The sequence below is a fragment of the Paenibacillus sp. FSL W8-0919 genome (genome assembly GCF_038003785.1).
Taxonomy (GTDB): domain Bacteria; phylum Bacillota; class Bacilli; order Paenibacillales; family Paenibacillaceae; genus Paenibacillus_AQ; species Paenibacillus_AQ lactis.
Genome location: NZ_JBBOPV010000001.1, coordinates 4314155 through 4326315, shown reverse-complemented (window position 1 = coordinate 4326315; position 12161 = coordinate 4314155). Strand labels below are relative to the sequence as shown.

The 12161-nt window shown below is 53.9% G+C and carries 7 protein-coding genes; all 7 read right to left on the bottom strand.

The window, feature by feature from the left end; translation table 11 throughout:
* Positions 1-36: 36 nt before the first annotated feature.
* Positions 37-834, bottom strand: coding sequence for a polysaccharide deacetylase family protein (locus tag NST44_RS19620; protein ID WP_007128245.1), 798 nt, complete (start codon positions 832-834; stop codon positions 37-39).
* 101 nt (positions 835-935) lie between these two features.
* The gene (locus NST44_RS19615; protein ID WP_007128246.1) at positions 936-3194 is read right to left on the bottom strand and encodes a rhamnogalacturonan lyase; all 2259 of its coding nucleotides are present in this window, start codon (positions 3192-3194) and stop codon (positions 936-938) included.
* Positions 3178-3948, bottom strand: a complete 771-nt coding sequence (locus NST44_RS19610) for a DUF1961 family protein (protein ID WP_007128247.1) — start codon at positions 3946-3948, stop codon at positions 3178-3180. Before NST44_RS19610 ends, NST44_RS19615 begins: the two co-directional genes overlap by 17 nt.
* A gap of 81 nt (positions 3949-4029) precedes the next feature.
* A complete protein-coding gene (locus tag NST44_RS19605; protein ID WP_007128248.1) occupies positions 4030-6630 on the bottom strand; it encodes an exo-rhamnogalacturonan lyase family protein in 2601 nt (866 codons plus the stop codon).
* Between the two features lie 262 nt (positions 6631-6892).
* On the bottom strand, positions 6893-9217 hold the full coding sequence (locus NST44_RS19600) for a helix-turn-helix domain-containing protein (RefSeq protein ID WP_007128249.1): 2325 nt from the start codon (positions 9215-9217) through the stop codon (positions 6893-6895).
* A gap of 325 nt (positions 9218-9542) precedes the next feature.
* Complete coding sequence (locus tag NST44_RS19595) at positions 9543-11138, bottom strand: extracellular solute-binding protein (protein ID WP_007128250.1); 1596 nt, start codon at positions 11136-11138, stop codon at positions 9543-9545.
* A 118-nt stretch (positions 11139-11256) separates the two neighbouring features.
* Positions 11257-12141 (bottom strand): carbohydrate ABC transporter permease, encoded by an 885-nt coding sequence (locus tag NST44_RS19590; protein WP_007128251.1) that lies wholly within the window; start codon positions 12139-12141, stop codon positions 11257-11259.
* Between the last annotated feature and the right edge of the window lie 20 nt (positions 12142-12161).

Here is a 12161-nt window from a genome sequence, read left to right as displayed (position 1 = left end):
CAAAAGCTCCCTCCAACTGCCATTTCGGCACTCCCGCTAAAGCTTGATCTGCTCTCCGCCTTTCACTTCGACAATCTGTCCATCCACGTCCAACCAAACGCTTAATGCTGACGGGTTATAGACGAAATCCAACGCGGCTGCAAACTTCAGTCCTTCGAATGCTTTCGTATAATCGACTAACTCGATGTTCGTGCAATACCAGATTTCCGGTTTACCTCCTACATAAGCGCAGAACTGTTCCATAAGTTCCCAATTTTGATCGTGATCGAATTCGTAGCTATGCCCCCATACGTTCATCAGATACAAGTACTGCTTTTTATGCAGGCTCATGAAGGTCTCGGCGTGCTTCATCAAATCACGATTATGATGACAGGTCGGCTGCCATTCCAGGAAATCGTCCGGCATTCCGAAATGCCCTGAACTCGCAACGACTCTCGCATATTCTATCCCGAGGCCCGGCAGCATCTCTTTAATTCTGCGGCTGTAAGAGCCGTTCGGATACGACATCCCTCGAACCGTATACCCTACGATACCCTCCAAAATGCGCCGGTCTTCCATGACTTCATGCACGATTTGCTCATTCGGACAGCGAGCGATCGTCGGATGGGTCAACGTATGCGCCGATACCTCGTGACCTTCATAAAGCGTTCTGACCTCTTCTGCCCCCACCCTGTCCGGCGTTCCGAGCAGCCCGGAATTGATATGAAAAGTTCCTTTGAGCCCATGCCGGTTCAAGATGTCCACCAGCCGCCGATCGGCAAATCGTCCGTCGTCATAACTCAATGTCAGGGCTTTGTGCCTCCCTCCAGGAAAGCACATCATAATTTTGGTCATCCTGTTTCCTCCTCATCGGATATGCTCCTCGTGAAGGATTATGCTTCCATTACGAGATATACTCCTCGTGAACGAAATATCCCCCTCGTAACGGGGGCCGATTACCTTCGCCTTGCGCGGGGAAGATACAATTGCGGAACAGGCACCATTCCCCAATCGATATCGGATGCAAAATAAAAGCTTGTATAACTTGGCTGGTTATATACGACATTCTGCCATGCAATTCCTGTCCGATATTGCGTATCATGCATCAACGTATACAATTTTCGGTCCGTTACTTCGGTGCTCAAGTAGATACGGATCGCCGAGCTATCCTTTGTTCGAACCAACAGCTCCTCTCTCCAATCTCCGAACACGTCCGCAACAAGGCATGGATTTCCCTTCGTACCGTTGTTGGAAACCGCGCCTTCTGCGGTAAGCAGCCTGCCTCGTTTCCAGTCGTCGATCGTAACCGGCTCGTCGAATCTGCCGTTGATGATCTGTGTGGTCATATCAGCCGACCATTTGATGCTCATGTTCGTGCCCGGTACCTGTGCCGCAATCCGTTCTCCCGTACATGTCATCAAGCCGAACGCTTCATCGCTTTCATAACCTTCGCTGCACCATGTTTGAAGGCCGCGATGATTCGGTTCAACCTGCCCGATCATTCCGCGCCCAACGTCATCGATTGCGAAGCCGCCGTATAACACCTCGCCGGTTGCCGCATCACGCAGCGTATATCCGTAGGGTCCCGATGCGCCGCTTTCATGGACCATAAATATCTCCAACCCTTGCCGATCCGGATCTATATTCGCTACATGAAGTGCATCGCCGTGACCCAGCTTGGAGATTGCGCCAGGCTCCTTGCTTTCCGGGGGCATTTCAGCCCGAGAGCTGTATAAAATCGTTCCGTCATGGTCGATGGTTGCCGCCCCGTATATAATTTCGTGGCAGCCATCTCCGTCCACATCTGCAACGCTTAATGAATGCGCGCCTTGTTTAGCGAGGCTGCCGAACTTCTCACTGCGGCCGTCCTCTAGACCAAGCGTATCATGAAAAGGGTTATTCATCGAAACCCAGCCGCTGTCGACGAACCACTTCTCCTTAAGGCGCTTTCCATCCCAGGAATAGGCTGCGACGGCGGCCCTGGTATAGTAGCCGCGGGCAAAGATCGCAAACGGTTGTTTGCCGTCCAAATAGGCTACGCCTGCCAGAAATCGGTCCACGCGATTACCGGGCTCGATGCGGTTCCAAGCATAATCCCCCCACATCAGACCGTCATCATGCCGCCCCGGCTTATAGGGGATCGTCTCCAATTCCTCGCCCGTATGCCCATAAAATACGGTTAAATATTCAGGCCCATCAAGAACGAATCCCTCGAATGACCGCAAATTGTTGCGGCCACTCCGACTGGGAGCATACACATCGAGGAAGTAATCGGCGAGCCGTTCCGCATCCCCCCTGGACAAAGGGTAATCGTAACGTTGCTCGATCCCAAAGCATTCTTCCAGCGTGGAGGGCCATCGTCCGGCCACCACCTCCTCATGGGAGTGCCAGCGCATGAACACTGAGACGATATGCTTATAGTAATCCTCGCTGCTCATTCGATAGTCGTCCGAATGGCTGTATCCGGCAGCGATATCCTCAGGCGGCATCGTTACATAAGTTTCGGTGGTGCTCTGACCTGCCTGATTGTACCGGATGACCTTCGTGCCGGGTGCGGTCTTAAACATGAGCTCGGCTCTCCCGTCTCCGTCAAAATCGTAGACCAGAAACTGCGTATAGTGGGCACCTGCCCGAATGTTCACGCCTAGGTCAATCCGGTATAGCAGCGTTCCGTCCAGCTTATAACAGTCGATATACACCTGTCCGGTGTAGCCGGAGTGCGATACATCTTTCGCGTTTGAAGGGTCCCATTTGACAAAAAACTCATACTCGCCGTCGCCATCTACATCCCCTACGCTCATGTCATTCGCCGAGTATGTAAAGGTTTGACCGGTCGGCGTTATGCCGTCAGCCGGTTTTTGCAAGGGTATTTCGTAGTACGGACCTTCCCACGGATTGACATCGGCACTTCGGTCGACCTCTTGACCGTCGACAACGGCACAAACATAGTAAACCGAGTCTGGCGTCCCGCCGGGATCCAAATAATTGGTGCTGTCGCAGACAACTGCGATCAAGCTGCCATCTCGATACAGGTTAAAATCAGTTCCGGTCAGTCCGTTACTGCTAAAGCCGCTCACTTCATTCCCGAGCAATCGCCAGCTGAGAAATACTCCTTCGGATGTGACAGCTGCAACCAGCCCGCGACCCAGGTATTCCAGCTGAACCTCGGACTGATTCCTTGTTTCATTTTTGTACTGATCATGGTCGGTTTTCATAATTAGGCCCCCTCTCAATTGATGATTTGCCTGCGGCATACACGGTTAGATTTGCATATTCACCAATCAACGGGGCCATCTGGCGGAAACCAACCTTGCCGCCGGCGAGTTGCGGTCCGTACGTCTGACCGTCGTCCTCCCATGAGAACACCGGCAGGTCGTTAACGGCAAACGTAATGCGGTTCTTATCCTTGACGATGAGCATCCGGTAAGGGCCAACCGCGTCCATGACGCCAGGGATGGGATCCGCCCCTTGAGCGACCAGATGGAAGCCGTAGCTTTTTCGCAAATTGCATGTGTGAAACATCCGTTCTTCCGTCCACTTCCTCCGAAAGTAAGAGATATGGAAGGCATTCATTTCGCCGTGATGGTACTGGTCGTATTCCCCCGTCCGGGGCTTGATCGAAGGATCGAATAAATCACGCCCCTCCGTTCCGGTTGCGCAAAAAAACATCATGGCCAAGCCCGGCTCGCGCACCGGCCAAAAATCCCAAGAAATTGCGGCGTCTGCCGGAAAATCCTCAAGACACCACAGCACGAAATTGGCGCGCTGTCCCTCCTTCTCATCCAAGATGCTCTCGAGTCGCATTCGCCCCATAGGAAACGTGACAGAGGCATTCCCTTCCAATCGAAAATCGGCGACATGCTCGGGATCGGCTAGCGGGTTCACGTATATCTCCCTCCAGCCTTCAGGAATAAGCGAGCTATCGGCCGGTGCCGGAACTCCTGATTCGGTTGATTGATGAGGTTTCATCTTAAGTAATGCTCCTTTCTTCCAGCCACGGGCGGATTGCCAACTATTTTGCAGGGCGGACGTGCCGATTACCAGGCTTCTTTATATCTTGGCTTGTTGCCGTTCCGATACCGTATGGCCCGGGAGTGCGTCCGGGATCAGTTCCAGGCTGATGATCGTGTTCAAAGACCACTGCGACGCCTCGTTCGTGTTCATCCAGTCAATCTCCTTCAGCTCGCCGGCGTAAGTAACGTCAGCCGAGTCTTTCTCCAGATCTGTTGTAGCAAAAGGATGTGACAGCAGCGTCGACCAGGCAAAATCGGCTGTACGTCTGTCCTTTCGGTACCAAGCGCCGTAAGCGACGAGGGCCAGTGTCAGGACAGGGTGCTCAAACCGCTTCGTGCTGATTGCACCGCCGGTAATTTGATCCTTTTCTTCTTGCGTGAGATTATAGAACACACCAAAATCAGCCATCATCTCATCCCACTGCTTATCCTTCAGCATGCCGGACAGCTCGAACCACACTTGCGGTGCGCCCATGCATAACGCCAGATGCCGTCCCCAGTTGTCGTCGCCCATCGACGTAAGCACGCCGGTTATCGGGTCGTAACCGTAAGTCGGACCGGAGATCAGACCGAAATTCGCCTGTTTGATACATTGAATGCCGGTCAGCAGTTTGTCACGGTAAAATGGATCCTCTTTACGCTCCCAGCGGGTCATCCAGTTGGAGCTGAAGGCCGCCCAATCGGGACCGACCCGGATATGCGTCTTATGCTCGTCCTTCGGAAAATAGGCGCGCATCGGGTCGATATGAACGGTTGTATAATCGGCGTCCTTGGCCACATCCATCATATCCCCGATTCGTTCGTCCCCCGTCAAATAATAATAATAGCGATGCAAGCCGGCCATGCTGATCCGGGCTTCCTTGCAGCCGCAGCCCCAATGGACGACGTTATGCCGGGAGCCGAGGCCTGCGTATTCACCGAAGTGGTAGACGTCAACCTCGCTTGTATGGCGCGTCATCGCCTCCGCCATCCGGAATATATCTTCGCGTCCCGAACGCAAAAACATCAGCCACAGCCACATGTTCGGGACCAGTTCGGTATTTTGCCACGCACAGCCGCCGAGATCATAATTCCAGACATGGCGGGCAGGGTCATAGCTGTGCATGAAATCGCCGTAATCCCAGAAGCCGTACCAGCGCCTCTGCTCTACCTCCCTTTGGTAAAAGGCGATGATCCCGTCCAGCTTCTCTTCGAGACGGGCCTTAATGGGCGTTCCCCGGTCCGGCAAGCTCCAGATGCCAAAAGCGCCCCGGCTCCGCAAATAAGCCGGCTCGCATACAAGCAGCGGCGGCGAATCGTTATAGCTCGCGTAGGCTTCCAGCTCAATCGGCGACGGCGTCGCCCCCCGGCACCAGATCGTCAGCTCGCTCGTATTGCCGACGCCGTAAGACGTTGCGCGCAGCTCTTCCGCGCCTTCGTAGGAAGACTCAACATGCGTGCTCGTATCGTAATGGCGCATGTCCATGGCGGGAGCTTCCGGCGACCAGAACCAGGCGGTCAGCTGGGCCTCGTCCGCCGTGAGACCGTGTGCCTCCATGCCGGAAGGATGCTTCTGCCAGAAATTGCGCATCGCAAGAGCCAGGCCGCCGCCTGGCCCGCCGACATACGCGACCCCGCGCCCTCTCCGGCCTTCGGCGGATTTGAGCCAGCTGCACCCTGCCTTGGTCCGCTTGGCCATCAGGTAATGGTCAGCTGAGAGCTGCGCCATTTTATAGCCGTCCCAGCACGCGGAATCGTCCAGCAGATTCATGAAGTATTCATCGGCCATGTCTTCATCGGGCAGCAATTCCCCATTGAGCTGACGCTTGAACAGCTCCAAATATTTGCCATGTGTACGCCGCGTATGGAGCGTCTTCGGCGATTCGCTTACAAAACCGCTGTCGCCCGCGAACCGGACGTGGCGGTTATAGAGCGGCCCGCGCATTGGCAGCCCGAAACGGATGCCGAGTCCCTTCACGAAATCCTGATTCGGATTGCCGTCATAAAAAAACGTATGCACGACCCGAAGCGACTCCAGTCCCGCGTAGGCGTACAGGCGAAGCGAAAATGGCAGCCATTCTCCGGTTCCATTGACGGCACGGTGACGCCCCGTCAGCTTAATGACCGCTCGGACCGGGCCTACTTGCTCCACCTTCGCCTCGTAAATCCGGGATTGATATCGCTCTTGCCGGATCGTTCGGCTGCCGGTCAGCTCGCTTACGCTCTCCTTGATGGCAATTAACTCGCCATAGGAGCTTATGCTGATACCGTTGTGTTGAACATCGGCGATCATACGGCTGCCTGTTTTCGGTACCCGAAAGGAAATGACGCCTGTGTCGATCGTAAAGTCGTTCTCCGTCTCATGCACCGACAGCGAAGCTGATGTTGGCAATAGCCCGGGTTCTGCCTTCACTACCGCGCACCCATCAGGAGCGCCAGCCGGAAAAGCGGCCGCATGCGCCGTCCATTTCACGCTGCCGTCCGGCCAATATGCAGTCGGCCAGCTCTGCAGCGCAGGTGCGGTGCCGCCTTCCATATGCAGCGACAGCCGCTCGTCCCGCGAAAGCTCCCCTTCCTTCCACGGCATCCCCCACGTCAACCCTGCCGGAATAGGCGTGGCTGCCTTTAACCAACGCAGTTGTACCCGCGTGTCGTTCATGGAATCATCTCCTAACGTTTTTGCTCACTTCCGACTTCTTCAACGCCCTTATTGTAGTGAGCTGAGGTTTTCCCGGCAATGACACTTTCTTGATGACCTCTTCCGGCCGAAATTGCACGATTTCTAAAAGATTGCACTTTATTGCACGCGAAGGCTAAACGAGCTTCTCACAGGCCCTTCGCTTCGCAACAAAGCCGGCAGCGTTCGCATGATGAACCACTGCCGGCTTCTTCCCCGATGTGTCTTTTACGCAGCTTGCTTCCTACTCCGCCCGGCTTAGCTCGCGGTAACGGGTGGGGGTCATGCCCTCAAGCTTTTTAAAGATCCGGTTAAAATAGCTGTGCCGATATCCGACCTGTTCAGCGACCGTGTTGATTTTCATCTCCGAATCCCGAAGAAGCTCCTTCGCTTTTTCCATGCGCAGCTCGGTCAAATAATCGATAAAGTTCTTGCCGGTCACCTGCTTGAAGGATTTGCTCAGGAAAAACGGGTTCGTGCCGATGTGATCGGCGCAATTGTCGAGCGAAATGTCGCGCATATAGTTTTGCTGCATATAGATCATGGCTTGCTCGATCAGCCGTTTGACCTGGCCATCCGTCCTGCTTGTTAGCTCCTTCATGAAAGGTGCGATCACCTTCATCTGGAACCATTCGCGGGCGCCTGCAGGCTCTTTGATCTGAGATAGCTGCTCATACAGGTTGGCGCCCTTAAACAGACGATTTGGCTGAATGCCGGATACAAGAATTGCATGCTGGACGGAACCCAGCAAATGAAGCATCCCCTGCTGGACGTCGATCGCTTTGGCCTCTTTCACGGACAACGCTTTCTGGAACTCGACGAGCAAGGCGTTGGCGTCCGCTTCCTGCCCGGTCCGTAGCGCCTGAAGAAACTCCCGTTCCAGCGTGAACGGGTACTGCGGTTCGGACGAATCCTCAAAGTCCAGCTGCTCCATCTCGATGATTTGGTTGTCGTTATCGAATTTGCGGAAGCTGGCCGCGTGCTTCACGCCCTCGAATGCGAGCGGTATGTCGCTAGCCCGGGTGACAGCCCGGCTGATCGCTACGGTCACCACCATGTTGAGCAGCCGGTTAATCGTCCGCGCAAGCTCTTCGCTGAATGCTTTGATCGTTTCCGCACAGGGCTCTCCTTCCGGCAAGATCAGCAGCACGCCCGATCCGAGATCGTGGAAATTGATCGTGCTGCTTTGCTCGAAATAGGAATCCGCCAGCTCTTCGATCATGTTGACGGACGCAAAGGTGACCAGTCCCTCGTCCCCAAACTTGAATTTTCCTTCCATGCTGGCGATTCCGGTAAGCTGTACGTACAGCACGACAAACTGCTTGCCCCGCACCTGCCATTTATACCGCTCCATCCGTGACCGAAGGTCCTCCTCGGTATATGCGTACAAATAGCCCTGAAGCAGCTGATGGAGAAAACTCTCCTTCACGTGCGGCAGCTGCTCGACCAGCTTGGCGTTCAGCTCCCGGCTTTCCCGGTTTAAATGCTGCCATTGCCGCTCGATCAGCGTGAACTCGTCCTCCCGGCTTCCGCCTATCAAGGAGGCACTAGGCAGCAAATCCATCATCAGCCGTTTGACGGGCGAATACATACGGTTCGATGCAAGCCAAGCAAGGAGCACCGCCAGGAAGAGAGCGCTCAGGCTGACCGTCAAAATGACTTTGGATATAAAGACAACCGGCGCCGTGATATTGGTGATCGGCGAGGCTGACACGTACAGCCAGCTGTCCATGATTCGTGCGAAATAACCGTATGTAACCGCGTAGGTTTTATCGTTCCATTCGTACAGGAACGAGCCTTCCGTGCTCCCGTTCAATTCGATCTCGCTCCTGACTGCCATAACAAACGTCGAGTCGATCGTACTCCCGTTGGCGGATACGTAGAGCTGCCCGGCCGGCTCCATCAGAAAGTTCTCGCCGTCGGTATAAGGCGTAATGGTCCGCAGCGCCTCCGCGACCTGATCGTTGTCCAAGCGGACGATCAGGGCACCGATCGGTTTGGGGCTGCCCCCGGGAACGAGATGCACAAACGTCAGTTCCCGTTTTCCCGGCTGATCAGGGTCAAGCGCCAGCTGTGTCCAATACGTCGTTTTTCCCGCGTCAAGGAGACGATCGTAAAGCGATATGACACTTCCGTCATGCAAAGCAGAGTATTCCGGATAAAACAATACCGGCTGACTTCCGCGCAAATAGAGGCTGACGTTGCGAATCATCGTATTGGAGCCCTGCATCACCAGCAGCGTATTCGTAATATCGCGGGTCTTCTCGAAATCGCGCACGAAGTCGCGATCGCTGAGCGAATAATCGAAGCTCGTATCGAACGCCCAATGCGCCAGCATCATTTCGAGATTGGACAGCTGTTTATTGAGATTCTGCGACCGCTGCTCAATCTGGTTATTATGGAGGTTCAACAGCTCCTTTTCCAGCTTTCCCCCCGCCATGGAGTACACGAGAACCCCTGTTATGATGCCGGGAATGCCGGCAACGAACAGGAACATGATCAAGGTTTTCCTGTAGAAGCTGCCGGATCTGCCGGATAAGCGGGCCAATAACGTCTTCCATCCATTCATCGTCAGCTCACCAACCATATCTAAAATTAGTTTTGCCTTCCCACGTCAGGCGGACCTTTGATCTTTCAGATATGTAAGCGTATTCAATAACCGCGAAATAAAACCGTTTCCTTTCATTAGCATAACGCGGACCTCCCCATAAAGCCTGCATGTTTTCAGGGTAATTTGTTCAAAAAACCGAGGAATCTCAAATAACTCCACATCGTGGAGTTCTGGATGCAAAGCGGTTACTCTCAAGTTTCGGGTAAGTTGAACGGTTACATTCTATTGCGAAAAAGAGGCCACGAGGCCTCTTTTTCGCTGGAGCGACACGACTATGGACTGCTTAGGATTTGGATGCCGCATACAGCTCGTTGATTTCCTTAACGTAATCGTCGCCGCCGGATTTTTTCCACAGTTCGATTGCGTCGCGCCAGCCCTGCTCGTCAATTTGGCCGACGATGAATTTAATGCGGGCGTCGTTAATAATATTTCCGAGCTGCTGCCCTTTTTGCGAGTATACTTCAGAAATGAACGGTTCCGCCGGATTGGCGACGATCGTTTCCCGGTTTTTCAGCTGAACCTCCGTTTGCTTCAAGCGAAGCGGGGTCTGGGCCACTTGCAGCCCCTTGCCTTCCGGAATGTAAGGCACCATCTGGTTAAGCCCTTCGACTTCCGATTCGAGCAGCACAGCGTCCGTGCTTCTTTCCAGCGTCTGATCATCGATCTTAGTATAATGCACGCCTTCAAGCCCGAAGCTGGTCAGCGTCTGTAATTCAGGCTCGTTCAGCTGGTCAAGGAATTTCAATATGCGGTCGACCTCCTCTTCAGTCTTCACGCTCGACTTCGGAATAGCCAAAAGACCGGCGAATCCGGAGGTAGGCAGGGTACGAATTTGTCCATCCGGACCGGCTACCGCTCCGAACACGTCCATGTAATGCTCTCTTGAGTCTTTGCCCGCAGCTGCATTCGCTGCTTTGATTTTGTCGTCGACTCGAGCCGCGCCGTCCACGACGTCGATAATGACGCCGGCCTGACCGTTAACGAGCGGATCGGTCCATTTCGCGGAGTCCATGACGGCAAAATCTTGGTTGACGAGCTTTTCGTCATACAGCTTTTTCATGAACTTCAGCGCTTCGAAGTATTCGTCGTATTCGAACTCCGGCACGAGCTGGCCGTCCTTTTCCCCCCAAACGTTAGGCGCACCGAACCACAGCTTGATCTGGTCGAAGCCCGCACCCCAACCGGCCGTCCATTTGACCATGACCAGACCATACGTGTCGTCCTTGCCGTTTCCATCCGGATCCTTCTCTTTGAACGCTTTCAGCATATCGTAAAATTCATCGATCGTTTTCGGCTCCTCCAGGCCGACGTTCTCCAGCCAATCCTTACGGTAATAAACGCCGTTACGGCCAAGCTCGCGCCCGCGATATACGCCGTACGTTCTGCCGTTGATCGAAGAGTTGTTCAGAATGATTTCGCTGGCCTGGCTAAGGTTCGGATAATTTTTGAGCTTGTCGGTCAAGTCCCAGAACGCCCCCGATTTCACCGCGCTAACGAAGCTTGGCCCCTTCGAGTCCGGCACGTAAATAATTTTCGGCAAATTGCCCGACGCGAGGGTAATGTTGAATTTATCAGCATACGAAGCGTTAGGCACCCATTCGAAATGAATGTCCGTGCCCGTCAGCTTCTCGAGCTCGGCCGCTACGGGACTATCATCCTTTGGATAGTTCGTTTTAAAAATCGGGAGCATAATGTTCAGATTATACGCTTCTTGCGAACCTGATGAAGCGCTTGCAGGCGGAGCTGCAGTCGAGCTGTTGGTTGAGTCCGTGCCCCCGCTGCTTTTGGTGGACGAGCAGCTGGCCAGCAATACGATGCACATCGTGCCTAGAATAAGAAATGTGGAAGCACGCTTCGCTTTCATTGTCTTTTTCTTCATTAAATAGCCTCCCTTTATCGTTAGAATCCTATTGCAAACCGCGCGAGCTCCAAGCAACCCCATCTTGCTGGTATAACTAACAGAGCCACGCGGATTCACACATTTGGAAAATAAAGCTCTACCCTTTCACGGAGCCAAGCAGGACGCCTTTGGCGAAATGCTTTTGCAGGAATGGGTACACGCACAGGATCGGGATCGTGCCGACAACGATCACAGCCATCTTGATCGATTGATCCGGCGGCTTCACAAAGTTAGGGTCCATCGAGTTCAGATCCCCTGCAGCCGCTTGCGATAGCAGAACGATCTGGCGCAGCATGACCTGCAGCGGCCATTTGTCCGGATCGTTGATATACAGCAGTGCCGAGAAGAAATCGTTCCAATGTCCGACGGCATAAAACAACGTAAATGTGGCGAGAACAGGCATCGACAGCGGCAGCACGATCCGCCACAAGAGGCCAAGCTCGGAGCAGCCGTCGATGCGGCCGGCCTCCTCGATCTCCTTCGGAATTTCCTGAAAAAAGTTTTTGACGATGATCAGGTTAAACGCGCTGATCGCCCCCGGCAGCATGAGTGCCCAGAGTGAATCCAGCAGCTGCAGCTCCTTGACGACGAGGTAAGTCGGGATCATGCCCCCGCCGAACAGCATGGAGAAGATGACGAGATTCAGCACCAGATTGCGGCCGTACAATCCTCTCTTTGCCAAGGAATAGGCCATCGTTACCGTAAAAAACAAATTGACGAGCGTGCCGATCACGGTCACGTACACGGAAACGCCAATGCTTTTCACAATCGTGCCTGTGGAAAAAATAAACTCGTAGGCATTTAACGTAAATGTTTTGGGTATGAAAAATACCGCCCTGGACGTCAGCTCCGCATCCGAGGCGAAGGAGCCCGCGATCACGTAAACGAAAGGGAGCACGGCAGCCAGCCCGAACATTGTGAGCACGATATAATTGACGGTGTCGAACGTGACGCCTGCCGCTGTTCTGTATTGCTTGGCCATGGATCATTTCCCCTTTCTTC